This is a genomic window from Pseudomonas sp. HD6515 (assembly GCF_024971855.1).
Taxonomy (GTDB): Bacteria; Pseudomonadota; Gammaproteobacteria; order Pseudomonadales; family Pseudomonadaceae; genus Aquipseudomonas; species Aquipseudomonas alloputida.
Genome location: NZ_CP079827.1, coordinates 4,506,801 through 4,533,212, shown reverse-complemented (window position 1 = coordinate 4,533,212; position 26,412 = coordinate 4,506,801). Strand labels below are relative to the sequence as shown.

28 protein-coding genes are annotated in these 26,412 nt (G+C 59.7%); 17 read left to right on the top strand and 11 right to left on the bottom strand.

Annotated elements, in window-relative coordinates; translation table 11 throughout:
* Positions 1-316 precede the first annotated feature (316 nt).
* From KW568_RS21000 to KW568_RS20980, 5 genes are all read left to right on the top strand, one after another.
* Complete coding sequence (locus KW568_RS21000) at positions 317-568, top strand: hypothetical protein (protein WP_004577401.1); 252 nt, start codon at positions 317-319, stop codon at positions 566-568.
* Positions 569-720: 152 nt separating this feature from the next.
* Positions 721-852 (top strand): hypothetical protein, encoded by a 132-nt coding sequence (locus KW568_RS20995; RefSeq protein WP_259536674.1) that lies wholly within the window; start codon positions 721-723, stop codon positions 850-852.
* Between the two features lie 1,249 nt (positions 853-2,101).
* Entirely contained in the window at positions 2,102-2,677 is a 576-nt protein-coding gene (locus tag KW568_RS20990; RefSeq protein WP_347783966.1) for a site-specific integrase, read from the top strand.
* Between the two features lie 115 nt (positions 2,678-2,792).
* Positions 2,793-3,455, top strand: coding sequence for a hypothetical protein (locus tag KW568_RS20985; RefSeq protein ID WP_004577404.1), 663 nt, complete (start codon positions 2,793-2,795; stop codon positions 3,453-3,455).
* A gap of 162 nt (positions 3,456-3,617) precedes the next feature.
* Positions 3,618-4,019, top strand: a complete 402-nt coding sequence (locus KW568_RS20980; protein WP_004577405.1) for a hypothetical protein — start codon at positions 3,618-3,620, stop codon at positions 4,017-4,019.
* A 376-nt stretch (positions 4,020-4,395) separates the two neighbouring features.
* On the opposite strand, the gene KW568_RS20975 is transcribed toward KW568_RS20980, so the two are convergent.
* On the bottom strand, positions 4,396-4,935 hold the full coding sequence (locus KW568_RS20975) for a hypothetical protein (RefSeq protein ID WP_004577406.1): 540 nt from the start codon (positions 4,933-4,935) through the stop codon (positions 4,396-4,398).
* A 126-nt stretch (positions 4,936-5,061) separates the two neighbouring features.
* On the opposite strand from KW568_RS20975, the gene KW568_RS20970 reads away from it, so the two are divergent.
* Both KW568_RS20970 and KW568_RS20965 read left to right on the top strand, forming a co-directional pair.
* Entirely contained in the window at positions 5,062-5,418 is a 357-nt protein-coding gene (locus KW568_RS20970) for a hypothetical protein (protein ID WP_004577407.1), read from the top strand.
* 20 nt (positions 5,419-5,438) lie between these two features.
* On the top strand, positions 5,439-5,993 hold the full coding sequence (locus tag KW568_RS20965; RefSeq protein WP_004577408.1) for an N-acetyltransferase: 555 nt from the start codon (positions 5,439-5,441) through the stop codon (positions 5,991-5,993).
* Between the two features lie 537 nt (positions 5,994-6,530).
* Here the strand turns inward: KW568_RS20965 and KW568_RS20960 are convergent.
* Positions 6,531-6,737, bottom strand: coding sequence for a hypothetical protein (locus KW568_RS20960; RefSeq protein ID WP_004577410.1), 207 nt, complete (start codon positions 6,735-6,737; stop codon positions 6,531-6,533).
* Between the two features lie 22 nt (positions 6,738-6,759).
* On the bottom strand, positions 6,760-7,140 hold the full coding sequence (locus tag KW568_RS20955; protein ID WP_004577411.1) for a hypothetical protein: 381 nt from the start codon (positions 7,138-7,140) through the stop codon (positions 6,760-6,762).
* Between the two features lie 338 nt (positions 7,141-7,478).
* Here KW568_RS20955 and KW568_RS20950 point away from each other — a divergent pair, with 338 nt between their 5' ends.
* Complete coding sequence (locus KW568_RS20950) at positions 7,479-8,690, top strand: HNH endonuclease (RefSeq protein ID WP_232435463.1); 1,212 nt, start codon at positions 7,479-7,481, stop codon at positions 8,688-8,690.
* A gap of 22 nt (positions 8,691-8,712) precedes the next feature.
* Complete coding sequence (locus KW568_RS20945; RefSeq protein ID WP_157404875.1) at positions 8,713-8,889, top strand: hypothetical protein; 177 nt, start codon at positions 8,713-8,715, stop codon at positions 8,887-8,889.
* A 30-nt stretch (positions 8,890-8,919) separates the two neighbouring features.
* Here the strand turns inward: KW568_RS20945 and KW568_RS20940 are convergent, their stop codons facing one another.
* The gene (locus tag KW568_RS20940) at positions 8,920-9,885 is read right to left on the bottom strand and encodes a hypothetical protein (protein WP_004577413.1); all 966 of its coding nucleotides are present in this window, start codon (positions 9,883-9,885) and stop codon (positions 8,920-8,922) included.
* Positions 9,886-10,104: 219 nt separating this feature from the next.
* Between KW568_RS20940 and KW568_RS20935 the strand changes: the two genes are divergently transcribed.
* Positions 10,105-11,255 (top strand): IS3 family transposase gene (locus tag KW568_RS20935; protein WP_085983017.1). Its coding sequence is split into 2 segments (ribosomal slippage): positions 10,105-10,348 and positions 10,348-11,255, totalling 1,152 coding nucleotides; the frame shifts between segments, so codons are not numbered across the junction.
* A 4-nt stretch (positions 11,256-11,259) separates the two neighbouring features.
* On the opposite strand, the gene KW568_RS20930 is transcribed toward KW568_RS20935, so the two are convergent.
* The 5 genes from KW568_RS20930 to KW568_RS20910 form a co-directional block, all read right to left on the bottom strand.
* A complete protein-coding gene (locus tag KW568_RS20930) occupies positions 11,260-11,778 on the bottom strand; it encodes a hypothetical protein (protein ID WP_004577416.1) in 519 nt (172 codons plus the stop codon).
* A gap of 311 nt (positions 11,779-12,089) precedes the next feature.
* Positions 12,090-13,130 (bottom strand): AraC family transcriptional regulator, encoded by a 1,041-nt coding sequence (locus tag KW568_RS20925; RefSeq protein WP_004577417.1) that lies wholly within the window; start codon positions 13,128-13,130, stop codon positions 12,090-12,092.
* 4 nt (positions 13,131-13,134) lie between these two features.
* Positions 13,135-14,253, bottom strand: a complete 1,119-nt coding sequence (locus KW568_RS20920) for a nitrilase-related carbon-nitrogen hydrolase (RefSeq protein WP_003247213.1) — start codon at positions 14,251-14,253, stop codon at positions 13,135-13,137.
* 189 nt (positions 14,254-14,442) lie between these two features.
* Positions 14,443-16,086, bottom strand: coding sequence for a TULIP family P47-like protein (locus KW568_RS20915; protein WP_003247214.1), 1,644 nt, complete (start codon positions 16,084-16,086; stop codon positions 14,443-14,445).
* Positions 16,087-16,111: 25 nt separating this feature from the next.
* A complete protein-coding gene (locus KW568_RS20910; RefSeq protein ID WP_004577418.1) occupies positions 16,112-17,344 on the bottom strand; it encodes a TULIP family P47-like protein in 1,233 nt (410 codons plus the stop codon).
* 326 nt (positions 17,345-17,670) lie between these two features.
* Here KW568_RS20910 and KW568_RS20905 point away from each other — a divergent pair, with 326 nt between their 5' ends.
* Both KW568_RS20905 and KW568_RS20900 read left to right on the top strand, forming a co-directional pair.
* Entirely contained in the window at positions 17,671-19,707 is a 2,037-nt protein-coding gene (locus KW568_RS20905) for an NADPH-dependent 2,4-dienoyl-CoA reductase (protein WP_004577419.1), read from the top strand.
* 236 nt (positions 19,708-19,943) lie between these two features.
* Positions 19,944-20,837, top strand: coding sequence for a 1-aminocyclopropane-1-carboxylate deaminase/D-cysteine desulfhydrase (locus tag KW568_RS20900; RefSeq protein ID WP_004577420.1), 894 nt, complete (start codon positions 19,944-19,946; stop codon positions 20,835-20,837).
* Here the strand turns inward: KW568_RS20900 and KW568_RS20895 are convergent.
* Together KW568_RS20895 and KW568_RS20890 are read right to left on the bottom strand one after the other, a co-directional pair.
* On the bottom strand, positions 20,828-21,373 hold the full coding sequence (locus KW568_RS20895) for a cytochrome b (RefSeq protein WP_004577421.1): 546 nt from the start codon (positions 21,371-21,373) through the stop codon (positions 20,828-20,830). The genes KW568_RS20900 and KW568_RS20895 overlap by 10 nt on opposite strands.
* Before the next feature lie 162 nt (positions 21,374-21,535).
* A complete protein-coding gene (locus tag KW568_RS20890) occupies positions 21,536-22,558 on the bottom strand; it encodes a DUF1853 family protein (protein ID WP_033727069.1) in 1,023 nt (340 codons plus the stop codon).
* Between KW568_RS20890 and KW568_RS20885 the strand changes: the two genes are divergently transcribed.
* The 5 genes from KW568_RS20885 to KW568_RS20865 are packed head-to-tail and all read left to right on the top strand — an operon-like array spanning position 22,557 to position 26,403.
* Positions 22,557-23,447: an NAD(+) kinase gene (locus KW568_RS20885; protein ID WP_003247220.1), complete on the top strand. Its 891-nt coding sequence runs from the start codon at positions 22,557-22,559 to the stop codon at positions 23,445-23,447. The genes KW568_RS20890 and KW568_RS20885 overlap by 2 nt on opposite strands.
* Entirely contained in the window at positions 23,444-24,418 is a 975-nt protein-coding gene (locus KW568_RS20880) for a metallophosphoesterase (protein ID WP_176393466.1), read from the top strand. The genes KW568_RS20885 and KW568_RS20880 overlap by 4 nt, the downstream gene beginning before the upstream one ends.
* Positions 24,415-25,302 carry a rhomboid family intramembrane serine protease gene (locus KW568_RS20875; RefSeq protein ID WP_004577424.1) on the top strand — a complete coding sequence of 296 codons (888 nt, stop codon included), beginning with the start codon at positions 24,415-24,417 and terminating at the stop codon, positions 25,300-25,302. Before KW568_RS20880 ends, KW568_RS20875 begins: the two co-directional genes overlap by 4 nt.
* Positions 25,303-25,315: 13 nt before the next feature.
* The gene (locus KW568_RS20870; RefSeq protein WP_003247224.1) at positions 25,316-25,576 is read left to right on the top strand and encodes a YeaC family protein; all 261 of its coding nucleotides are present in this window, start codon (positions 25,316-25,318) and stop codon (positions 25,574-25,576) included.
* The gene (locus tag KW568_RS20865; RefSeq protein ID WP_003247225.1) at positions 25,573-26,403 is read left to right on the top strand and encodes a DUF2797 domain-containing protein; all 831 of its coding nucleotides are present in this window, start codon (positions 25,573-25,575) and stop codon (positions 26,401-26,403) included. Before KW568_RS20870 ends, KW568_RS20865 begins: the two co-directional genes overlap by 4 nt.
* Positions 26,404-26,412 lie beyond the last annotated feature (9 nt).

Genomic DNA, 26,412 nt, shown 5'->3' with positions numbered 1-26,412 from the left:
AGAGAAATCATAAGCGCAATAGCACATAGGAGATCGAAGCTGTACGCTTCGCATCTTGAGCTTACAAAGTCTGGGCCAAACGATCCGTGGTCGCTTATGTGCGGGCACAACCCATACTTCACGGCAAGGTTGGCTGAACGTACTGATTGACTGCCCTGGTGTGCCGATAAGTCAGTTTCCTCAACCTGCGCATCGATACTGGCCTGAGTGCCGGCGAATACACCGTTGAGGCGCCGCCGCTGAGCGTTGCCGGTCACTCGCGCAAGCTTTCCCGTGATTATTGAACCCACTCCAACCGTATTCAAGTCCTACACCGATGACCGAGATTACCCCCGATTCCATGACTGCCTTCGAGCAGACCCGCGTGGCCGACCTCGCCGCGTTCTACCGTGCCCTGGCCGCGTTGAGCGAGACGCCCACCCTGGACGACCTGCTGGCCCTGGAGCCGCCGCTGCGCGGCCGCCTGGAGGCGCTGTCGCCGAGCCTGATCAGCGAGACCGAGGCGCAGGCCCTTAGCCGTCTGCTGCAGGGGATGATCGACAGTTGCGTCAAGGCGCTCGGCCACTAAACCGAACCCCTGGCTCTGTTAAATCGATGCCCCCGTTACCAGCCGGCGCGGGGGTCTTTTTGCATGCCAGCGGCAACTAGATCCCGTCAGGATGGACCCCAAAATAATCGGGTCTGGTTTATGCGCACCTCGACCCTCACACCAGGTAACCCATGAGCGACGAACAAGAACTGAACCGGATGCGCGCCGAGCACGCCGCCCGCCTGCAGCAACTGCCCGATTTCCTGCAGGACATCATCTCTCGGCTGCACCGCGCCGCCGCCTTTTCCCTGCTGCAGTGCTAGAGGAGCTGCAGCAGCACACCCAGGCGCTGCATGACGCGGAGGAGGAAGACGAGCTGCAGGTGGAGCAGCTGCACGTGCTGCGCGGGCGTCTCTACGGGCACATCGATGCCGCCTGGGTGCGCCGCGAGATCAACGCCGACGAGCGCGGCGACCTCGAAACCTTAGCCCAGTTTCGGTGACCACCCTTTGAACAGTTAAGCAACAATTATTACGAGAGGAAGTAATTTATATTGGAAATCAGTCTATAGATTTTCAAGATCCCTGCTATTCCTTATTAGGTTAGACAGGAGACCCTTTATGCGCATAGTCATGAGTGTCGCTCTCTTAGCAATATTGGTTTTTTCCAATGCCTATGCTGAATACCCAGTTCTAACGTCCAGCCAGGATCGTTGTTTGGCTGACATACGTGTAGCGCCTCCAGTTCGGAATCTTGATCCAAGCACGTATCCGAATGTTCCGGGTTCACCCGGACCAGTGAGCGCTGGACAGCAGTGGACGCAAGGGGAAGGATATACTTTGTGTGTGCGTCTTTCTGGAAATTGCCAAGACTATGCAAATTCCTTTTATTGCGTCTCGGCATCAAGAGCAAACGAGGGTCAACCATTAAACGGAACTTTTTAAAGGAGATTGAAAGTGAACAGATTTTTATTGGCACTTGCTTCCATAGCCTTAGTCTTGGGCGTTTATGCTCATGCCGATGAAACGGTCCCATTCAAGTCCTCGGACAAGCTACCCTTGAGTATCCCTCATGCCATAATTGCGCTTTGTGACGCGCACGACTGTCCTCCACAATTTTCTCCGCCTGGGTCCTACAAAGAATCTTGCCATTCATGCACCGTTGAAAGTGGTCACTATATGACATGTCTCTGCGATAACAAGAAAACTTCCATCGATCTGGCGGCATGTCCAGCCGGCGAGTTCTGCAATAATCATGGTAATCTCCAGTGTGGGGGTTGTTAGCGATTAGTTTTTAATAATGTCAGACTTTCTTGATATTGGTAGCAAGCGTTAAGTGGGTTGCAGACGCTGGAATACCACTAATTTTCCGTGAACACCGCGAAACCATTGGTGATAGGCTTCCTCGGAGGCCTATTACCCACTCTCTAAGGATCGATGCAGATCCGCGTTCAACCCCAACAGAGAGCTTTTCCCATGCTTCCCCGCCGTGCCGCCTCGCTTCGCCCTGCACAATTCAAACACCCTGATTCGAGTTGCATCCGTCACAGGGCGTCTGCCCGAGCGTGATGTCATGTTGCTTTGGCTAACTCATACAACTGGCATACGCGTGACGGAACTGGCCTTGCTTGAGGTGTCCGACGTGCTTTATCCGAGTGGTGCAATCAAGCCCGAAGTGTATCTGAGCGGAGAAATTACGAAGGGATGCCGACCAAGAGACATTTACCTCACGCATGCACGATGCCTTGCCGCGCTGGATGCGTGGTTGGTCTTGCGATCCCATCGCCGCTGGGGGCTTTCCGGTAAAGATGAATATCGAGGGCTGCGCCCCGGTTCAAAACTTGTCATGACGCACAAAGGGCAAGCCTTTGAACTCGCGTTCAAACATCGCCAGTTGGACAGTGGACCCGAGGTGTCCCGGGCCTGCGATGCGCTGCAACAGACGATCAGCAGACTCTACCGGCAGGCGGGTATCAAACAGGGTTCGTCCCACAGTGGCAGGCGCTCACTTGCTGCAAAAGTCTTGGCCGCGACCGGCGACGCAGAGACAGTACAGGCGATCCTCGGGCACGCCTGTCTTGATCACAGCAAAGCCTATCTGAACGTTGATCAGGTCGTCATCCGGAGGGCTTTTGAGGTCGCTCTGTAGGCTGTCAACCTGGAACAGGTGTTCATGAAATTATTTTTCTTTGCATGAAATGATATTTTCATGCGCTAATAATGTATATTGTGTTTGCTGTGAGTTGATCAAGTGGAGCGTGGACATGGCATTTAGGGCTGATGAAGCAGCGAAAACCGGCTATGAGTACGCGGAGGCCTATCTGGTATCGCGCAGCATTGACGATTCAGAGCGCGGCCGCAGTCGTGAGGCCTTGCGGGAAATTTCGGATGAACTAGGGCCGGTCGTCGACAGCTACCCTTCATGGCACCCTTTGGTGTGTCATCACGATGACCGGCACCCAGTGATCGTTCCCGGTAACGGGTGTGGGTACAAGGGAATTGATCACACCCGTTTTTTTGCCAACGGGTTTATTACCTGTCCCTATGGTGATGGCCAGGACGTCATCGACTCGGTGAATGCACTCCCTCATCACCCCGTCGCCACGGTTACGGCAGAACGGCTCGATGTACAGTTCTATAATCCCAATGCCGCGCCGGTTTTAGTGAAGTGCACTTGGGATAAACCGCTCCTGCTGGATGGCACAATTCCTCTGTCAGTGGCAATGGCCTTGATCCTGGAAAAAGAGGTCCCGGGGTGGCGTTGGGCTGAAGTGGCTGAGACATGGGAAACAATGCGCCCGTACTTTCTGGGCAGCCCCCATGGAGCTAGGTCATCTTTGTTTGTAAACCAAGAAGCCGGCCAGGCGATCAAGAAAATATGGAACGCCTTAATCTACACAGGGATGTACGGTCCGATCAAGGTGTGAGTGTGATGCTTGACCGACTAAGGTTTTACCGTGTGTCAAGGTGCCAACCGATTCAGACCATGACCATGTAACGGTTTAGCTAATGCCCAACCCCAGCCATCGAGCTGGGTAGCGGCAGTAGAGAGGGATGCTTTTCGCTCCCTAGGGACGAGCAGGAAAACTATGGACATCATCGCAATTCTGCAGCAGGCGTTGGACGCTTCTAACAAACTTCGTGATTTGGCCAAAAAAGTTGGCGACGCTGATTTCAAAATGATCGTCGCGGATCTGCACTCGGCTCTTGGGGACGCAAAGCTTGAATCTGGCGAACTCAAAATGAAACTGGCTGCAGCTCAGGAACAGATCGTCCTTCTTCAAGCACAGGTCAAGCAGAAGGCTGTGGGGCAGCCTACATATACAAACGAAGGCGTCTACAGCTTTGAAGGTGAGACGGGGCGATTTTGCACCTCGTGTTGGGACGTCGGCGAGCGGCGGGTGCGCCTTTCAAATGTGTCATCTGACTTTCATTTTGCAGGGAAGTGGATGTGCCCCAAATGTAATGCGTACTACGGTGCTGAAGACTGAGTCGATTGCTTAGGAAAACGATCATCCACTGTACGGCCGAGCTTCCTAATTATGAATAAGTTTCCGGTACCCGCCTTTGTACTCGCTGCGGTCGCTGACGCGGTAGCAGAGGCCGAAACTCACGCTAGCTTAGATAGCTTATTTATGTACGCAGAAGCACCTGGCGATCCTCCCGAGGGAAGCAAGCCGGTAAAGGCGCTTGAGTGGTTGAGACGGATAGACCGCTAAGTTGCTAGGCTGAAAGCCGAATCGATGGGTCTCGATTCGTTTCATATTGAAGTGCGCTTTATGTCTGGCTGGAAGCGCTACGGGATCGGCCGCGCCTGGCTAGGCATGCTCGCTGCCGGCGATTAGTTTGCGGTCTTGGTATACCCGATCACATTAGCGCGATCATCGCCTGGGTGATTGTGCAGTTGTGCTCCTTGGCGTAAGCCTCAATGGTTGCCATCTTGCGGACGTTGGCGAGGGTCTTGCTGGCCTGCTTTTGGCCCGACTGGATGCCGCCAAGAGTCTGGTTCTTCGCGGGCTTCGTCCGCTTCGGCTTCGACGGGAGGGGTGCCCGCCATCCCTCACGGTTGAAGTTTCTGCCCGCCTCGGGATCCCCATCGTGCTTGTACTTGTGCTCTAAGCCTTTCCCCTTGATGTGTGCAGGCAGAACAATGAGCCCGGTGGCCAGGTACTCCTTCAGCAGTTGACGGGCCTGGGTCACCACCTTGGTTCTACTGATACCGCCATTCCTCGCGGCCGTAACTGCGGAGCCATTCATCTGCATGCCCTTGAGCTTGCAGAGCTTGAACAGCAGCTTGTAAGCGTTCTCGCACCCGGTAACGCGAACCTCGGCAGCCATCAGCTCATCGATCACTGCCTGGAATGGGTGGGCACCAGCTGGGTTTGCGGCCTCTAGTTCTTCAGTCATAAGGTTCTGAGGAGGTGTGGAGTAGGGCAGCAAATAATACCTGCAATGGTTTAGGTGCTGAAGGTGCCCCGAGGCGTTCCCTGCTGATAAAGTACTTGCCGTTCAATAACCCAAGGATGGCGACCTATGTCGTTTCGCATTGCCGATCTGTATGACCAAAGTTACAGCTGCGCCGGCTGCGATACGAGCGGTCTTGATCGCAGCGCGGTCAACGCGAGCACCTGGACCTGCCTGGCCTGCGGTGAGCGGCTTTGGATCGCGATGAGCGACCCCGCTGGCAACAGCTACTTGGTTGAACGTCTCCCGGCCAAGGCCCTGGTAGTCGGTGACCAGGTGGTTTATCAGAAGCCCCGTGGCCTCGAGGCCGGTGAAGTTAGGGCATCGGATCCTGGTAAGCGCAAAGGGAACTGGTGGTTCTTGGCGGTGGAGCGGTTTGGTTCCGATCATGTTGAGCCAGAGTGCTACATAAACCGCGCTGTGTGATCCTGCAAAGGCCTTTCGTCATGAGTGACCAGATGACCTTCGACCCGATGCGCGACTTCTTCCAGCGCCGTCAGAGAGCCCTGTTGGATGTCCAGGCGAGGGGATTGCAGCTGGTCATCGATCGCAGTGAACCTATACGCGGCAATTTCTGTTTCCCAGGCCCGGATATTGACGCGGCCATCCAGCACCAGGGCGAGCACGTTGGGCGGGTCTGGTATGGCTTCAGCCCGCTGCATGATCGCCTCTACATTGACGACATCGAGATCGATTCGAGGCACCAGGGGCGAGGCTTCGGCCAGGTGGCATTGTGGCTTTTATGGTCACGGTATCAGTTGCCGTTAACGCCGCTGTACGAGGTAATGAGGTCGCACGGCTTCTGGGCCAAAGTGCGGAAGCGCTTCGCCGCCGCCGGCGTCACCCTCACCCGCGACTTACGAACTGGAGAGCAAGAAGTCGAACAGCAGCGCTGGCAGCATCTGATTCCGGAGACCGACGCAGAACGTCTCAACCGTGAATACTGGGAAGGGGAGGACGCTAAGCTAATCTGCCGGCCAGTTGAACAGCGACCAGCTTAGGCCGGGCACCCACGCAAATCTGGTGAGTGCCCTCGGTAATCATTGCAAACCGCGCCGATGGGTGCAGCCTGGCGTCAGCCGATGCTGATCGGCGCTGTCAGCTGATGGAGGCGGCCTTTGTTCACCTTAACCAGGCGCAGCCCACATTCATCCAGGCCACGCTAGTGCGTGCCGTAAGTCATGGATAGAGCTCCTATGGCCAGCATGAGCGCACCGCCAATCAACCCGAAGTACTTCAACTTGCCGGGCTTATCGACCGTCACCCCATCACGGTACACCCGTGTGGTATCGCATCGTGAGCAATGTTGGTTACGCTCATATACATCGGTCACGCCCCCGCCACTGTCTACCCACTGGTGTCTCAGCCAGTAACATTCCTTTTTCGCTACCATGATTATTTCCTTTTCTTGGCGCGTAAGCCGCGCCTTTCTAATGCCTAAGCCCAGCGCATGGCCTGGGGTTAGGCGGTACTAGGAATTTTCTAATCGTTTTGCCCAGCGCACAACAGGCGGCAAAAGCGATTGCTTGGCCAGAGGCCTATGCCAAAGCGAGGGCATCTTGATTGACCGTCGCCTGAAGGCGCTGGCTGATCCGCTCCAGTTCCTGCTGGACAACCGTGATCTCTGCTTCGGTCAAGGTGGTGCCGAGCTGTTGATGGCTCGCTTCCGCATTCTGTAGCAGGCCTGACGCAAAGTTACGCGCGAACGCGATTGCTACTCGTACCCTTGGCTTCTCAGCTGCCATGGTTATTTCTCCACTCTGGCGGCTACGCCGCGATCCAGCGCTCAACGCTGCCTTTGCTCCCACACCGGATGGGGCGAAGGCCCTGTAGGCGACGCTCAACGCTGTTGATGAGATAATTGAGGCGACCCATCGTGTTCTGGGCCGAGCCAAACGAATGCCGCGGGACACGCTTGATCTCATGCTTGATCGGGCCTGCTATCTGTTTTTCACACCCCGCCAGCAACTCGAGGGCTTCGAACGCATCGCAGGCGTCCCAGATCGAATCGAAAGCGGCGAGCCACTGCCAACGGGTTGCGAGCCGATAAGCCCCCGACCCTGCGTCGTAGACCAGGAACAAACGCGTGCCTTCGCAGCCGAATGAGCTGCGAATGACTTCCTGCTTGGTAATGTCGGGCTTGGCCATCGCTCTTCCTGGACAGTCAGTCTCGATCCCGCAGAGGTAAAGGTCCTTCGCCGGCACTGTGGATGTAACTTGGAACGTTATGGGGCCCAGCGTCGCACGGAGAGCACGAAGCGCAAGTCGCTATCTGTGGCAACCAGATTTCACAGGGATTGTAGGGGCTCGGTCTTCAGCCCTCGCCTGGCCGAATTGCTCGGTTGGACCGGCCAGGTTCCTATTCCTCCGTCAAACCTGTGGAGGAATGGCCGGGCTGAGCGTTGCTTTTGAGGCAGCCATGCTGAAAAATCTGGTGGTGCGTTACGGTATACTTTCCGCTGCCATTACATGAGTGACGGACCACCGTGAAAACACCGGCGAGCCGGCCACGGGCCAAGCCCAGCCGAAAAACATTCAAACCGGGCAAGTCGCGAATTACCTTGGCCGGGTACCGTAGTTGGTATCGGCACCTTCACGAGTTCACCACCTATGTGGCTGAAGACAGCGATGGCTTGGTAACTGTCGATGGCGTTTCGATTTCTCATCATTCGGCGCCGTATTCACCTGGCAAGTCCTCCGCCGCCCTTCCCGACGATCCGCCGCGGCATCTCTACGCTCTCGAGGTCGAAGACCTTCTCGAATTTACCGCTGATGACCTGGTGCAGGCCTGGGCGTGTCGATCGCACAGCTGCGGAACGACGGAGGCGGCGGCGGAGATGTATGCGCTGGTCAGGGTGCTGGAGGGCATTGACGAATTTTACGCCGGCGCCAGCACCTACATTGGCCATCCAGAGGTCATGGCCATCTTCGCGGTAGCGGAGCAGGAAGAGCTGATGGGCCAGGAAGAAGCAACAGTGGCGCCGGTGCATGCTCCTGACGTGGCGAACAGCGACGCAGCAGGGCTCACGCTGGCGGCCGTGAGCGAGCTCACCGTGGATGAACTCAGAAAGGCCTGGGACAACCGGCCGGAAAGCTTTGCATCGTTGGAAGCCGCGGCCGAGACACTGGCCATACTCCGGTCGCTGACTGCAGAGGCACCTGAGAAACCTAGCTACCGCCGGATGCTCCAGCACGAGTTGGTTCTTGAGTTGGAGGATGTCCTGCCTTCGGAGATTCAGGCGCAAGCGCCTGCAGCTGCTCTTGGAGCGGAGCTGGCCTTACTCAAGGTTGATCGAAGGGCTGTACGCTCTCAGGTCGCAGTGATCCGCCCTGGGCAGGGAAATTTCCGGACTGCGATGCTCGAGCGATATGGTAGGGAGTGCTGCATCACCGGGTGCACTGTCGACACCCTGCTCGAGGCGGCTCACATCATTCCCTATCGCGGGGATCAAACGAACGACGTCACCAACGGGCTTTTGCTCAGAGTCGACCTGCACCGGCTGTTCGACGCGCACTTGGTGACGATCAACCCGCGTTCACTCACTGTCGAGGTGGCCAGCTCAGTGAACGATGCCGGGTACCAGGCCTATCATGGGAAGCGCCTTTTCGCTCTCAGTCCCAAGCCTCGAATCCTCTTTCTTGAGGCCCACTATCAGGCATACGAGAAAGCACGCATTCAAACGTTCTCAGGGACGTGACTAGGCCAGGAAGAGTAAAAATATGGAACTGCTTGAAGTCGCTCGGATATTCCAGAGTAGTCTGGAAGAGCTGAAAAGGGATTATCCGTTGCTAATCGACGTCGGCGGCATGCTCAGACGAGCCCGCCGCACTCGCCACATTCAATCCACGGGCGCCCTCATGGAATACGAGCGTGAGAGGCGCTTTGCCTGGACCTAGTTATAGCCAGCTGGGCTGCGGCTCAGCGGGCTACTCTGCAGTAGTTAATGGTTTAAATAGCTTCTGCACCTTTGCTCTAAGCTGAGCATTGCAGAAGTCTCGCATGTCCAGGACATCGATGAGGGCGTCAATTTGTGCCTCACTTCGATGTTCGAAGGCCAAAACCTTCTCCATCTGCGCAGTTGAAAGATACCGGGAAAGGTATTGGTATGGATTCAGGGAGTCGGGCACGTGACCCAAAATTGCATTCCATTTCATCTGCTGATTGAGCCCATCGTGAATCCGTTTGTATTCAAGATAGGTACGCAGCAACGGGGCCTTTGCTTCAAGCACCTGACCTTTGTGCCACTCGTAAAAGCTCTTCACTTGTTTTCGGTACGTATCGAAGGCAGCTCCGATATCAATCTCGGTTCCCCCGTCTTCGATGAATCGCTTCGCTCCGGCCTTCCAATTACCCCAGGCCAGCAGCTCGCCCCTGTCGACTACAAAGCGAGCGACACGTCCGCCTTGAAAATCGTAGTCTATGCGCCAGTTAGCTTCGGCGATTCGCCAGTGAGCATTATAATTGCGTAAATCCTGCAAAAACTCATGCAATCCCAGGGTGGAGAAATGAGCCTTAACGCCATCTCCATAGCCTTCTACGCCCCACTTTTTGTTGAAAACTCGTGCAACCTCGACTAACGCCATCACAGAAGACGTTGCGTAGAACAGTTTCCGCTTCACCTCCCTAACGAAGTCTTCGGCCGTTTTCCGATTTGTTTTTTCCCAAAACCCCAGCTCCTTGCTTTTTTCACCAAAGGAGCCGATCTCCTCTATCACTTCAGCCGCGCTGGCCTGGAAAATCCAAACGGTGTCGTCTAACTCTTTGGTACCTCGCCACAGCTTCCCTCCGTCGGTCTGATCAATTGAAGTACGAGCAGCTTGGAAGTTTGACATTATCGCTGACTGAATGTGGTGAGCCGTCCAGGGCTCGGGGATAGTTTCAAGGTAGGCCATAGCGATCCTAACTGCAGAATGAAGTGGTGGAATCAGCACGCCCCGCCTAGGGGCGCTGCCAGTAAGCCCTGATACTACTGATTCCAGCACTCCGAATACTAGGGATTCTCCGATCAAGTCAGCACAGGCCGTCTGACCTGTGCTGAAATAGCCTTCTGAATCGCCCCTGGTTCCGTAGACACCTCCAAGCCTCATAATGAGGCCCAAATAGGAGGTGCCATGAGTCGTCAGCGTTACCCTGAAGAATTCAAGATCGAAGCGGTCAAGCAAGTGACCGAGAAAGGCAAGCCTGTCGCCGACGTTGCCCAGCGCTTGGGCATGTCCGTTCACAGCCTCTACGCCTGGATCAAGCTCTACAGCAAACCCCAAGAGCAGCGTCAGCATGACGATGACCAGCAAGCCGAACTGCGCAAGCTGCGCGCTGAGCTCAAGCGCGTGACGGAAGAGCGAGACATCTTAAAGAAGGCCGCCGCGTACTTTGCCAAGGAGTGCGGCTGAAGTACGCCTTCATCAAAAAGCACTCGACCGATTACCCAGTGCGGCGTCTTTGCCAAACCCTCAAGGTGCATCCCAGCGGCTACTACGCCTGGCTGGCCGAGCCTCAATCTGCCCGAGCAAAAGAAGATCATCGTCTGCTTGGCTTGATCAAACATGCTTGGCTCGAAAGCGGAGGTGTGTACGGCTACCGCAAAATTCATGATGACCTGCGTGAGCTGGGAGAGACATGCGGGCGAAATCGAGTCGGTCGTTTGATGCAGGCAGAGGGGTTGCGTTCGCAAACGGGCTATCGCCGTCGTCCTGAGTTTTATGGCGGAAAGCCAACAGTGGCATCTCCCAACCACCTTGCCCGACAGTTCAAGGTCAGCGAGCCGAACAAGGTCTGGGTGACAGATATCACTTATATCCGCACCTATGAAGGATGGCTTTATCTGGCAGTAGTGCTGGACCTCTTCTCACGCCAAGTAATTGGTTGGTCAATGAAACCAAGGATGTGCAGCGACCTTGCTATCGACGCCATGTTGATGGCCGTTTGGCGACGCAAGCCACAGCAGCAAGTGATGATTCACTCAGACCAAGGCAGTCAGTTCAGTAGCTCAGAATGGCAAAGCTTCCTTAAGGCCAACAATGTGATCAGCAGCATGAGCCGACGGGGAAACTGCCATGACAACGCCGTGGCCGAGAGCTTTTTCCAGCTTTTGAAGCGGGAGCGGATCCGGCGAAAGATTTACGGAACGCGTGACGAAGCTCGAAGTGATATTTTCGATTACATCGAGATGTTCTATAACCCAAAACGTCGACACAGCAGTGCTATGCAGCTGTCTCCAGTAGAGTATGAGAAACGCTATTTTCTGAGCTTGGAGAGTGTCTAGGAAACTAGGGGCGATTCAACTTTGGCAAGGACTTGTGATTGCGAGGCATTGCGTCATTAACTAATGCCATGCGCCCTCTCGCGCTCGCATGCTCAAGGAAACTTGTTTTACCTTTCACGATGCGCTCTTCAAGGTTGAACGGAAGGCGCACCACCCAGTGTTTATCAAGTGCAAATTTGTAAAATGCACAAGCGTAAGTTAGGCGTTGACGGGTGGTGTTCAGTGCAAGGCCGCACGTGTCTGTGCAGTATTTTCGATAGGAAGCTAAAAGGCTTATTTCCTCACCTCGATCTACGTCTCGCCAGTCAAGATCATGAGCTTGCAAGAAGCTGAAGAAGTCATAGAGCGCTCGGCCAGTACTAGGCCAGGAGTTCTTAGAACCGATGGCCCCGCGAAGAAGGTAATAGCGAAAGAATTGATTGGCTTCGATACAACTGGCCATCGAATCCCAAAGCAGGATGGGAAAGCCTTCGTAGGGCTGCCCTGCGATTACGAAATCCTCGCTGCTCCACAAAAGCTCCACCCGTCACCCTCCACCAAGTAGCTGCCTAGCGTTATGGCCGCATGGATTGTGTTCGGGCTAACGCCAGTGCCCTCTACACCTGCTCAGAAACGTCTACTATTCAGATAGCACAGAGATCTAACGGTTGCTACGTACCGGAACATAAGCTTGTCATCATCCCTTCATCCCACCTGCTTAGGCTGAAGGCGATACCTACAAAGGCAAAATGAGCAAAGAGGACGCAGGGCAATGGATGAATACCAGGAAGAGCTACTCGAAACCCAGGCTTACGAACTGGACACCCCGGAACCGGCCGACGACGCCACCGAACTCTAACCCGGCTGCCGCTGGCTGCGGCGGAACTCCCCCGGCGTGAGGCCCGTCCAGCGCTTGAATGCGCGCTGGAAGGCCTCGGCCGAAGCAAACCCCAACAGATAGGCAATCTCGCCAAAGGCCAGCGCCGTGTCACGGATGTAGGTCTCGGCCAGGTCGCGCCGTGTTTCGTTGAGCAGGTCGCGAAAACGCGTGCCTTCCTCGGCGAGCTTGCGGCGCAAGGTCCAGGTTGGCAGTTGCAGGTGCAGCGCCACTTCTTCCAGGTCCGGTTCACGGCCGCCATTGAGCAGCGGGCCCAGCAGGTGGGTGATGCGCTCACCCAGGCTGCGCACCCGCGTGCGCTGCAGCAGCTCTGCCTCGCACAGTTGCAGCAGGTGCTGCCAGGTACTTGGGCAATGCCCGGGGTTGGCCAGTTGCAAGGTGGCGCGGCTCAGACGCAGCTGATTGCCGTCGGCGGCGAACTGCACAGGCGTGCTGCAGAGCGGTTGATAGCGCGCGGCATAGGAGGGCGCGGCAAACTCGATGTCCAGGCGTTCGGCCTGCACTGGGGTGCCGGCAAGGTCGGTCAACTGGGCCAGCCAGCCGGTCAGCAGTGAGTCGACCACAAAGCGGTTGTAGTCGTTATACGGGCTGATGGAGTAGAAGCGCAGCCAGGCGCCCTGGGCATCTTCCACAAAGCAGGAATGGCCACGGTAGTTGGCCGCGTAAAGCGGCTCGAAGCGCAGCAGGGTGCGCGCCGCCTCACCCAAGGTGGGGGCCTGGGCCGCGGTGACCCCGGCCAGGCCAGCATGCGCCAGACGGCTCAGGCGCCCCATACGCAGGCCTAGAGCAGCCTCGCCGCTCATTTCGATTGCTGCGTGGCCCAGATGCATGTAGCGGGGGATGGACAGGCGTGCGCCGGCTTCGCCCAGGCGTGTCGCGTCCAGGCCGTAGCGGCGCAGCAATGGTTCAGGGTCGTGGCCCAGCTCGCGCAGGGCTTCGCTCAAAGGCTGGACAAAACCCACCGACAGTTCGCCCAGGCGCACGCGGGGGCGGGCCATGGGCTTACAGCCACACATTCAGCAGGCGGGCACCTGGGCTGGGAGGAGCGGCAAGCAACGCTCCCGACTGGCGGGCAAAGCCCTGGCCATCGCTGCCCTGTTCCCAGAACTGCCCGCGCATGAACACGCTCATACTGCTGATGTCGGTTCCGGCCACTTCGGTCAGGCGTTGCCAAGCCGCCTGTTCACTGACTTCGCCGCGCTGCAAGGCCAGCCCGGCGCTGGCATCCTGGTGGCGATTTCCCCGCCAGGGTGCTTGCCAGCTGCCCTTGCCACTGAGAAACGCTGGGTTGGCGATCAGTTGTACGGCTTGTTCAGTCAGTTGCTGGTGGTTTTCCGGGTACCAGCTGTCACTGCCCACCAGTATCCCCAGGCGCCCGGCCGGGGTCTGCACGACCTGCAGCGGGTGCTGGCGGCCGTCGTGGACGTAGCGGCGCATTTCACTGTCGGGATATTGCTGACGCTGGGGCTGCCCCAGTAGCGAGCCGTCACCGGCAAACACCACACTGCTGTTGAACAGCGGGCCACGGCCGGTATGCAGTACGCCTTGTTTCACATAAGGTTCGGGCAGCACGATCGAACCGGCCACCAAGGTGACGCCAAATTCCTTGGCCAGGCCGCCGAACAGCTGCTGGTAGTCTGCGGCCATCTGCTCGGCCTTCATGCGCAAGTGCGCATCGGCGCGCCAGTCGTCGCCGTCAGCGCCAAGAACCGCGAGGCCATAGCGCAGCGGGTTGCTCAGTTCCAGCCATTGTTGGGCTTCGCGGCTCTGGGTAACTTGATACAGCTCGCTCTTCTCTCCGCGCGCCCACAGCCAGGTACCGATGTGTTCCGGCAGCACGACCACCGTGCGCGGGTTCACCAGGCCTTGGGCGCGGGCTTGCTCCAGATAGGCTGCGAGCTTGCGGTGCAGGCGTTGCAAGTTCTGATAGTCGCCCGGGTACAGCAGTGGTTCGACACCGAGCAGGTTGCCGTGCTCGCCCGGGACGCCATGGTTAAGCGCCAGTTCGATGCGCAGGTCGGACAGGTAGTGGCCTTCCGGGCGCTGTTGGGTCCAGAAGCCATAGCCGCAGAGGGCGGCGATCATCACCAGCGCCAGGGCGCTTGCCAGGAGTTTTCGCATCAAGCGTGGGTATTCGCTAAAAGTGGAGTGGCCATACGGAACGATGAAGCCGCAACCTCGCGCCTTGTGATCGGTTTGAGCAGCGCACTGCATGGATCCATGCACAATCGACTTTTGATCATACCAAAGGAATGGCGATGGGCGTGCAAGGAACCCCGGGCGTTGAGGCCCGGGGTTGTGTTGGCAGGGTCAGGCGGCCAGCGTCGCCAGGGCGAGACGTTTGTCCTGGATGCAGAATTTCTCGAGCAACTTCAGCGAGCCACCGAATATCAGCGCACCGGAGTAGGTGATGTCGGTCAGGACAAAGGCATCCGGTTCACTGAATGGCCATTTGACCTGGTTCGCCGCCACCTTGACCATGGGCGCTATGGACGGAATGTTGTTGGTTACACCACCCGCCACCACGCGCTCGATGATCACGTGGATGACGATACTGACAATGGCCACCACCAACGCTGCGATGATGCCGACGATCAACGCCATCACCTTGCCGCCCACACCACCCGCCACGGCGGTGGCCACGGCGGCAATCGCGCCTAGAATGGCTTCGGTGACGACCACCCAGGTGGCGATGTCTGTCGTGTTTTGGACATCCGGGTCTCCGACCATGGCATATACCATCACCTGTTCGCCCTTGTCGTTGACGCCCAGTTGCAGCGTCTGCTTGGTGACGATACGGGTATAGGCCACGATACCCGGTGAGATATCGGTGCGTACCTTGCATTCGGTGCGGATATAGGACTCGTCGAAGTTGATATCGAACTTTTCGGCCACGGGATGATAGGTGATGGCCCCAAACTTGACGCTGTCGAGCTTCAGGTCGTTGGCAGTGATGGATGTGCCCGCTGAATCCAGGGTGAAGTTGGCCGCGGTGGTACCCTCGAAGATGAACGGCAATGCCGCCAGCAACTGGTACTTGACGAAGATCTCCCGGCTGATGAGGAAGTTGGCATTGTTGTCCGCAGCCAGCATCACGGCAGGCAACTGGTTCGGCAAACCCGTGGAGTCACGCTCGTTGGTCATGGCCAGCACCCCGAAGATGCTGCTTTCCTCAGTGTTCTTGTCGGTATAGGCATAGCTCATGGAGGTGGCGCGCAGCCATTTGAATTCCTCGCTTTCCTTGCCCATGTTGTTGATCAGTACGGTACTGAACAGGGTGTCGAACTTCTTCAGGTTCTCGGGCTGGTTCAGCCAGTCTTCGAGTACGCCGCGCATCACGCTCTGGTCAATGCCGCTCAAGACGTTGTTCGGGTCCCTCAGGGCAATCACCGCAGCGATCGGGTCATCCGGGTCCGTTGCCTGGGTGTTGACTTGCAGTTCATACGTGCCGTCTGAAGCCGATACTGGATTGGGCGCCGGGAAGTAGCTGAGCTTGACGTAGACATCCGCAGACATTCCCTGGACCTGGTAGGTTTTGCCATTCAGGCCTTTGTATGTCCCCGAGCCGAAGGGGATGCGTACCTTGACGTTGCGTCCGTCGCCGCCGGTGGTAATCGACCAGGCGTCGAAGTCGGCCTTGAGCGAGAAGCTGTCGACCCCGGCGTCTATGCTGGCGGGGTAGGTTTTTTCCAGGGCAATGCGCTGGTTGAGCGCAGAGACCCGGCAGATGCTCACGGTATCCCAGCCATTGGTCGTGACCGTACTGGCCAGTGTTCCGGCATTGGTCAGTAGCTGCGCGGCGCGCAAGGTGTCTTCGGAACTGTGTACAAACGCCGCGTTGCGGTACAGGGGCGATTCGCGCAGGGTCTGGCGCGCGGTTTCATTGAGGTGATCGAGGCGCAGCGAGATGGGTTGGGCAAACCCGGACAGCATGACCTTGCTTTCATTGCTCATGATACGGCTCCTTGTGTTGGTGGGGTCACACGTAGTTGATGACAAGGGCCTCGGCGAGGTAGCTCGACGAAGCGGTATGGGTGTCGTTGCTCCAGGACACGCAATCGATGGTGTCGGCCTTGACCGAGCCGCCGCGCGCGGCGATGGCGCTGATCAGGTCATCGGAGATCACAGCGGCGACGATGTGGGTGATCAGGCTGACGATGGGCGAGAGCCAGGCCAGGTACCAGGGAATATGCACTTCCTTTCTGAAGTCGGACGATTGCTTGACGAAGTTGATGGTGTTGCCATCGAGCACCAGCTTCATCCTCAGCCAGCCGTTCCACTTCATGTCGATACCTGCGTGCAGGTCACAGTTGCCCTGATAGTCGACGGTGATGAAGTCACCGAGCATTCGTGCAGGGTTGCAACCGGCGAAGACAACGGGGGTGTACCAGATCGCCCCTGATTTGATGGCCTTCATGCGCAAGGTCGGTATGTTGACCATTTGCGTATTGTCGAAGCGGTAGTCCTGCGCCGTGGCACCCTGGTAAAGCTGAAGCAGCCCGGGCAGTACCAGATGCTCCAGGACCATGCGTGGAGACAGCACGTAGCTCGACTGTCCACCCTGGCTGATGCCCGACACATCGATATCCAGTGGCAGCCCACTGATGTCGCGTTCGGTACATACGGCCATGATCGCCAGGAAGCCTGAATCGAGGTACGCATAGGTACATTTTCGCGGTCTGGCCCATTCCGGGGCAGTGGCTTTGCTGAAGTTGATGGTCGCGAAGGTATGGGTGAACTGTCGGGGATGCTCGACCAGGTAGTTGCAGATGCAGTCCAACACCACGGAGGCGAAAGGACCTAGCGAACCGTCGGGGTCTTGCAGGGTGATGCCGCGCAGCCAGCCGCCTTCGTCGCCCTGCAGGGGTTGAGTGGCTCCGGCCTTGTGCAGGAAGGCCGACTTCAACTGCACCTGGCCGTTGCCTTGTGGCAACAGCGACAGGGTGACCTCGATGATGGCAGCCGCGCCGGCCAGCGAGCGGCTGGTGCCACTGGCCTCGAAAAAACCTGAGCGTATAGGCATGCGCAGGCGCAGCAAGCGACCGCCGCCACCGTTGATGATCGACCAGCAGTCGAACACCCCGTGGCAGGCGTAGCCTTCATCCGAGGTATAGGAAAATTCGTGGTCGAGGCTGTTCCAGCTGGCTGCCAGGTCACTGTTCACGCTGTCCTGGCGAACGATGCTGATGGTGTCCCATCCTTTTGTCAGCATGAGCGAACCCTCCGGGCGCACTGAGTAGGCGCCACGTTCCATGGGTGGATGATCAAACGTGCTTGAAGAGTCTGGCAGAGCCGCGTTGTCTGGCAAATGCGCGAGGAGACTGTTTGGCGATCAAGCCAGGCGAACCTTATAGCGCTGAAGTTCTGGAGCCTTCCCGGCAGTCGCTGCCTCTACTGTTCATCACGATCATTAACTTGTCAGTTTTGATCATTGAGGCAATTCAAACGGCTGTTTAATGTCGCAGACAGACAAACGACGGGGCCCGCCACCCAGTGAGGTGCCCGCAATCCGTGATCACGCCATCAGGGGACCTTTCCATGGCCGCCGACCGCTACCCGCACCTGCTTGCCCCGCTGGACCTGGGCTTTACCACCTTGCGCAATCGCACCCTGATGGGCTCGATGCACACTGGCCTCGAAGAGCGCCCCGGCGGCTTCGAGCGCATGGCTGCATACTTTGCCGAGCGCGCCCGCGGTGGCGTTGGCCTGATGGTCACTGGCGGCATTGCGCCCAATGATGAAGGCGGGGTGTATTCCGGTGCGGCAAAGCTCAGCACCGAGGAAGAGGCCGACAAGCACCGCATCGTCACCGAGGCGGTGCACGCTGCCGGTGGCAAGATCTGCCTGCAGATCCTGCATGCCGGGCGCTACGCCTACAGCCCACGCCAGGTGGCACCTAGCGCGATTCAGGCGCCGATCAACCCGTTCAAGCCCAAGGCGCTGGACGAGGAGGGTATCGAGAAGCAGATTGCCGACTTCGTCAATTGTGCCGTGCTGGCCCAGCGTGCCGGTTACGACGGTGTCGAGATCATGGGTTCGGAAGGCTACTTCATCAACCAGTTCCTCGCCGCCCACACCAACCACCGCACCGACCGCTGGGGCGGCAGTTATGAAAACCGCATGCGCCTGGCAGTGGAAATCGTCAGCCGGGTGCGTGGCGCGGTAGGGCCGAACTTCATCATCATCTTCCGCCTGTCGATGCTCGACCTGGTCGAGGGTGGCAGCACCTGGGACGAGATCGAGCTGCTGGCCAAGGCCATCGAGCAGGCCGGCGCTACCTTGATCAACACCGGAATCGGTTGGCACGAGGCGCGTATTCCGACCATCGCCACCAAAGTGCCGCGTGCGGCCTTCAGCAAAGTCACCGCCAAGTTGCGGGGCGTGGTGAGCATTCCACTGATCACCACCAACCGCATCAACACCCCGGAGGTGGCCGAGGCGGTGCTGGCCGAGGGCGATGCGGACATGGTCTCGATGGCCCGACCGTTTCTCGCCGACCCGGACTTCGTCAACAAGGCCGCTGCCGGTCGCGCGGATGAAATCAACACCTGCATCGGCTGCAACCAGGCCTGCCTGGACCACACCTTCGGCGGCAAACTGACCAGTTGCCTGGTCAACCCGCGTGCCTGCCACGAGACCGAACTCAACTACCTGCCTGTACGTACGGTGAAGCGCATTGCCGTGGTAGGCGCCGGCCCGGCTGGCCTGGCGGCGGCCACCGTGGCGGCCGAGCGGGGCCACGCGGTGACCCTGTTTGACGCCGCCAGCGAAATCGGTGGCCAGTTCAACGTGGCCAAGCGGGTGCCGGGCAAGGAAGAATTCTTCGAAACGCTGCGTTACTTCCGCAACAAGGTCAAAAGCACGGGCGTCGACCTGCGCCTGAATACCCGTGTGGATGTGCAGGCACTGGTGGGCGGCGGCTTTGATGAAATCATCCTGGCTACCGGCATCGCCCCGCGTACCCCGGCCATTGCGGGCGTGGAGCACGCCAAGGTGCTCAGCTACCTGGACGTGCTGCTCGAGCGCAAGCCTGTGGGCAAGTCGGTGGCCGTGATTGGCGCGGGAGGTATCGGCTTCGATGTGTCCGAGTACCTGGTACATGAGGGCGTGGCCACCAGCCAGGACCGAGCGGCATTCTGGAAAGAGTGGGGCATCGATACCCACCTTCAGGCGCGAGGTGGTGTGGCCGGGATCAAGGCCGAGCCGCATGCTCCGGCGCGGCAGGTGTACCTGTTGCAGCGCAAGAAATCCAAGGTGGGTGACGGGCTCGGCAAGACGACCGGCTGGATTCACCGCACCGGGTTGAAGAACAAGGGGGTGCAGATGCTCAACAGCGTGGAGTATCTGGCTATCGACGATGCCGGCCTGCACATTCGTGTGGACGGCGGCGAGCCGCAGGTGCTGGCGGTGGATAACGTGGTGATCTGTGCCGGGCAAGATCCGCTGCGCGAGCTGCAGGAAGGGCTGGCGGCGGCGGGGCAGTCGGTGCACCTGATTGGTGGCGCGGATGTGGCGGCCGAGCTGGATGCCAAGCGGGCGATCAACCAAGGCTCGCGGTTGGCGGCTGAGCTCTGAGGTCGTTGGGGCTGCGTGAACCCGACACCTGCGCCTTAATCTATGGGCATGCCCGCGAAACAGGTGACGCGGTGGATGGCACCGGCTTTGCCGGTGTTCGCGGGTGAACCCGCTCCTACGACAGCCTGTGCCGGGGTATCGATGCCTGTGTCGAGCCACCCTGGCACTGTGATGCCTCGGCGGGGGCGACTCATCGATTACAAGCGCTTGCGGGATTACCCTGTACACTGCGATCCATGCATGTATTCGACCTCCCCCAAGCCCCCCTGCAGTTTCTGGACTTGCCCTGGCTGCAACAAGCCCAGGTCCAGGCCGCCATTCTGCGCCTGGACCTGATCGACCCGCTGATCAGCGGCAACAAGTGGTTCAAACTACGCCACCACCTGCAACAGGCCGGCGCCAGCCATGCTCCAGGCCTGATCAGCCTTGGCGGCAACCACTCCAACCATCTGCACGCCTTGGCCGCTGCCGGCAAGCGTTTCGGCTTCGCCACCGTCGGCCTGTTACGCGGCCATGCCCAGGACACGCCAACCGTGCGTGACCTGCAGGCGCTGGGCATGAAACTGCATTGGCTAGGCTACGGCGGCTACCGTGCGCGTAATGAGCCAGGCTTTTGGGTTTCCTGGCAGGCGCGCTACCCAGGCTGGCACTGTATCCCCGAAGGGGGCGGCGGGCTGGCCGGTGCGCAGGGCTGCGCGCTGATCATGCAGCAGGCGCGCGCGCAAATCTCGGCCTTGGGGTGGTCAGACTACGACGCCTGGTGGTTGGCTGCCGGAACGGGGACTACCTTGGCCGGGCTGGTAATGGCGGAGGCAGGGGCGCATGCCGTGCATGGCGCCTTGGCCGTACCCAGGGATCATGGGGTGCCGGAGACGGTGGCAGCACTGGCCGGCACGCACGGCTACCAGCTACACGACGCCTGCCGTGGCGGTTTCGGAAAATTCGACGATGCGCTACTGACGTTCATCGCCGACTGCGAGCAGCACACTGACGTGCCGCTCGAAGCCCTCTATACCGGCAAGGCTCTGCTGGCCTTGCGTGATCAGGTCGCTGCCGGGCTGTTCAAGCCCGGCAGCCGCCTGATCTTCGTGCACACAGGCGGCCTGCAGGGGCGACGCGGTTACTTGTAAGGCAGCATGCGCAACAGCGTGTTGTCGCGCTGCACATAGTGATGGTAAAGCCCGGCCAGTGCATGCAGGCCGATCAGCCAGTAGCCCCAGCTGCCAATACGCTCATGCCAGCCTTTGATGAACTTGGCCTGGTCCGGGTTCGGGCCGATCAGATGTGGCAGCTCCAGGCCAAAGAACGGCACCAGTTTGTCGGCGGCGCTGAGGATCAGCCAGCCGGCCAGCGGCAGGCCGATCATCATCAGGTACAGTGCCAGGTGCATCAGGTGCGCCAGGCCAGTCTGCCAGGCCGGTGGTTTTGGCACGATTGGCGGCGTCGGGCGGCTCAGGCGCATGGCCAGGCGCAGCCAGACCAGCACGAACACGCTGAGCCCGAGCATGAAGTGCAGGTCCTTCATCAGGTTGCGTTCGACGCTGTCCTTGGGGAACAGGCCACGCAGTTCGATGAGTGCATAGACAGCGGCCAGCAGCACCAGCATCAGCCAATGCAGGGCGATGGACAGGCGCGCGTAATGGGTCGCGGGGTTGGATGAAACCATGATCGGTCCTCGTCATCAGGTCGGAAAGGCGCTCTTGCTGGCGCTCAGGTACCATTGTAATGGTTACCAGAAACGAATCTTTGCGCTGGGTCTGTGAAAATTGTGTTGCCAGCCACCGGCCTCTTCGCGGGCGGGCCCGCGAAGGGGCAGGAACAGGCGACATCAGTTACCGGGCAGATACGGCCAGTCATCAGCCACCAGAAACACCCGCTCTGCCTCCTGCCAGGCGCCCTCGGCATCAGGCACCAGTCGTACCAGCAAGTGCGCCGGTGCCTGCTGCTCCAGCACATGCAGCCACGCCGCAAACTGCTCCGCCTGCCAGCACTCACCTGACGCCACCCTAGCCGGTGCCAGCCAGGCATGCCGCTGCAGCGGCTGCCAACGCTCGCCCTCGGCCATCACCCAGTCCCGCCGACGAAGCCAGCGCCCGCGCAAATGTTGCGGGTTGGCGCCCTCCGGCGCCTCGGCATGCCCAGGCCGTGGATAGAACAGGTAACCACCCAGCCACATTTGCGCCTGCACCTGCTCCACCCCTAGCTGGGCCAGCGCCTGACGGCTGTGCGCCCCCTTGGACATGGGCAATTGGTGCCCCGCCAGGTGCGCAAGCTTGGTCCCCAGCCGGTCATGGCAACCTGGCCCCAGCCAGGCATGGGGATCGTGCCCGGCGCCTTCCGGGCCCAGGTACAGCTTGATCGCCAGTTCCAGGTGGTGCACGCCGTCGCAGTCACGCAACACCACGTCGAGCTCGCCCAAGGTGCGCCCGCCGTCGCGAATCGCCAGGTTGGCGGCCAGCAGCTCGATGCCTGGCGCCTGGCCCAGGGCAAATTGCCACAGGCGTTCGTAGTAATGCCCCAGGCGCCGGCTGCCCAATTGCGCCAGCCACTCGCGCAACGGTCGGTCATCGGCATCCAGGGCCCGCAACCATTGTTCAAGGCGTTGCGGCTGCTGCGCCCACAGGCTGCCCGCCAGCGGGTGTCGCTGGGGGCAGGGCGGGGCGCTGAGCAGGGGCGGCGACAACAGGGCCCATGCCAGGTCACGCACGGTAGAGTGCTGCAGTTGTCGGGGCAGGTCGTGAAGCTGGGCGAATGGCGTCATCCTGCGAGCATAGCCGGTTTGCCGCTGCCCGGTGGTTTCGCCCATAATCGGCGCATCGTCACCCGCCGCAGAGCCTCGCAGGAGCCCCATGGAGCAATTTCGCAATATCGGTATCATCGGTCGCCTTGGCAGCTCGCAGGTGCTCGACACCATTCGCCGACTGAAAAAATTCCTCCTCGATCGCCACCTGCACGTGATCCTCGAGGACACCATTGCCGAAGTGCTGCCCGGTCATGGCTTGCAGACGTCCACCCGCAAGCTGCTGGGCGAGGTCTGCGACCTGGTTATCGTGGTCGGCGGCGACGGCAGCCTGCTGGGCGCTGCCCGCGCGCTGGCCCGGCACAACATTCCGGTGCTGGGTATCAACCGTGGCAACCTGGGTTTTCTCACCGACATCCGCCCCGACGAGCTGGAACAGAAGGTCGCCGAAGTGCTCGACGGCCACTACCTGGTAGAAAACCGTTTCCTGCTGCAGGCCGAGGTGCGTCGCCACCATGAGGCCATCGGCCAGGGCGATGCGCTGAACGACGTGGTGCTGCACCCAGGCAAGTCCACGCGCATGATCGAGTTCGAGATCTACATCGACGGCCAGTTCGTCTGCAGCCAGAAGGCCGACGGCCTGATCGTCGCCACCCCCACCGGCTCCACCGCCTATGCGCTGTCGGCCGGTGGCCCGATCATGCACCCCAAGCTCGATGCCATCGTCATCGTGCCGATGTACCCGCACACCTTGTCGGGTCGGCCGATCGTGGTTGACGGCAACAGCGAGCTGAAGATCGTGGTGTCCAAGGACCTGCAGATCTACCCGCAGGTGTCCTGTGACGGCCAGAACCACTTCACGTGCGCCCCCGGCGACACCATCACGGTCAGCAAAAAGCCGCAAAAGCTGCGCCTGATCCACCCGCTGGACCACAATTACTACGAGGTCTGCCGCACCAAACTGGGTTGGGGCAGCCGCCTGGGGAGCAGTGACGACTGATGCTCGATCCGGCGCGAAGTTTTGACATCATCGGCGACGTGCACGGCTGTGCATTGACCCTTGAACGCCTGCTCGACGCCCTCGGATACAAGCGCGTGGCTGGTGTGTGGCGCCACCCGCGACGTCAGGCGCTGTTCCTTGGCGACATCGTCGACCGCGGGCCACGCATTCGTGAGGCGCTGCACATCGTCCACGACATGGTCGAAGCCGGCCAGGCGTTCTGCATCATGGGCAACCACGAATACAATGCCCTGGGCTGGGTCACCCCGGCGCTGCCTGGCAGCGGCAAGGCCTATGTCCGCGAACATACGCCGCGGCATGCCCGGCTGATCGACGAAACCCTGACCCAGTTTGCCCAGCACCCCGGCGATTGGCACGATTTCGTCAACTGGTTCTACCAGCTGCCGCTGTTCATCGATGCAGGGCGCTTCCGTCTGGTGCACGCCTGCTGGGACCCGCGGCTGATCGAGCCGCTGCGCCGGCAATACCCCGACGGACGCATCGATGAGCACTTCATCCAGGCCTCGGCGGTCAGTGGCAGTTTTGCCGACACGGTGTGCAACCGCCTGTTGCGCGGTACCGACATGCGCCTGCCGGACGGGCTGACGCTGACCGGCGGCGACGGCCTGACCCGCGCGTTCTTCCGCACCAAGTTCTGGGAAGAAGACCCGAAAACCTACGGTGACATCGTGTTCCAGCCCGATGCCCTGCCCGAGGCAGTGGCCAGCACCCCGCTCAGCCACAGCCAGAAGAACGCCTTGCTGCGCTATGACGAAGACCAGCCGATGCTGTTCGTCGGGCATTACTGGCGCAGCGGCCGACCGGCACCGATCCGCGCCAACCTGGCCTGCCTGGACTACAGCGCCGTGCTCTACGGCAAGCTGGTTGCCTACAGGCTGGATGATGAAACCCGTATCGACCCACACAAGTTCGTCTGGGTCGACGTCGACCGACCACAGGCCAACCAATGAACATTATCGAAGTGATGCGCCTGCCGCTGTCGGTCGACCTCAGCGGCTTCGTCCACCTGTTGCAACGCCTGCAGGTGCCGCACCGGGTCAGCGAGGAGGGTGATGCCCAGGTTCTCTGGGCTCCCGACACCCTGGCCGAAGATGTGCTGCAGCTTTACCAGCGCTACCCCGACGGCAACGCCGACCTGCCGGCCAGCGCCGACCCTGTAGGGGCGGGTTCACCGGCGAATGCCCCCACACAGCCTTCTCTGGCAGCCCAGGCCAAGGCCTGCAAAATCACCACCCTCACCCTGCTGCTGTGCTTCATCGTCGCCGGCCTCACGGGCCTTGGCGACAACTTCACCACCATCAGCTGGTTCACCTTCCTCGACTTCCGTGTCCAGGGCGACTACCTGTACTTCACCTCGCTGGCGCAAACCCTGGATGAAGGCCAGTGGTGGCGCCTGGTATCGCCCATGCTGCTGCATTTCGGTGTGCTGCACCTGGCCATGAACAGCCTGTGGTACTGGGAGCTGGGCAAACGCATCGAACTGCGCCAGGGCCCGTGGGCGTTGCTGGGCCTGACCCTGCTGTTCAGCCTCGTGTCCAACCTGGCCCAGCACTACACCAGCGGGCCGAGCCTGTTTGGCGGCCTGTCCGGCGTGCTGTACGGCCTGCTCGGGCATATCTGGCTGTACCAGTGGCTGGCGCCTGACCGTTACTTCAACCTGCCCAAGGGCGTGCTGGTGATGATGCTGATCTGGCTGGTGGTATGCCTGACCGGCGTGGTCGGCACGCTCGGCCTTGGCCAGATCGCCAATGCCGCCCACGTCGGCGGGCTGCTCATCGGATGCCTGACCGGGCTCTTGGGTGGGGCGCTGGCCCGGCGTAAACTGTCGGCTTGAATCAGGAGACACTATGTCCACTTTCGCGCAAATGATTGAAAACATTACCCCGGAAATCTACCAGAGCCTGAAACTGGCCGTGGAAATCGGCAAATGGTCCGATGGCCGCAAGCTCACCGCCGAGCAGAAAGAGCTGTCGCTGCAGGCGGTCATCGCCTGGGAGATGAAGAACCTGCCTGAAGACCAGCGCACCGGCTACATGGGCCCTCAGGAATGCGCGTCGAAGTCCGCGCCCATTGCCAACATTCTGTTCAAGTCGGACTCGGTACATTGATCGAACTCGCACGTGGCTCGTTGAGCAAGATGGCGGTAAGCCTGCAGGCACCGGTGGTGCAGTACAGCTTCCGCCTGGATGACACGCAGGTGCCGGTCAACCCCATGATCGGCCAGCGCCTGCGCCTGGAATACCTCGGCGCCATTCATTGCAGCCATTGCGGCAAGCGCACCAAGACCAGCTTCAGCCAGGGTTACTGCTACCCGTGCATGACCAAGCTGGCCCAGTGCGATGTGTGCATCATGGCCCCGGAAAAATGCCACTACGACGCCGGCACCTGCCGGGAGCCGTCGTGGGGCGAACAGTTCTGCATGACCGACCACGTCGTCTACCTGGCCAATTCGTCGGGGATCAAGGTCGGCATCACCCGTGCCACCCAGCTGCCCACCCGCTGGCTCGACCAGGGCGCCAGCCAGGCGTTGCCGATCATGCGCGTGGCCACCCGGCAGCAATCGGGCCTGGTCGAAGACGTGCTGCGCAGCCAGGTGCCGGACCGTACCAACTGGCGCGCGCTGCTCAAGGGCGATGCCGAGGTGCTCGACCTGCCGGCCATCCGGGAGCAGGTCTTCGAAGCCTGCGCCGACGGCCTGCGCGAGCTGCAGGGGCGCTTTGGCCTGCAGGCGATCCAGCCGCTGCCGGACGCCGAAGTGGTGCAGATGAACTACCCGGTCGAGGCGTACCCGAAGAAGATTGTCAGCTTCAACCTCGACAAGGACCCGGTGGCCGAGGGCACGCTGCTGGGCATCAAGGGCCAGTACCTGATCTTCGACACCGGTGTGATCAATATTCGCAAGTACACGGCCTACCAGTTGGCCGTGCTCCAGTAAAAAGGACCT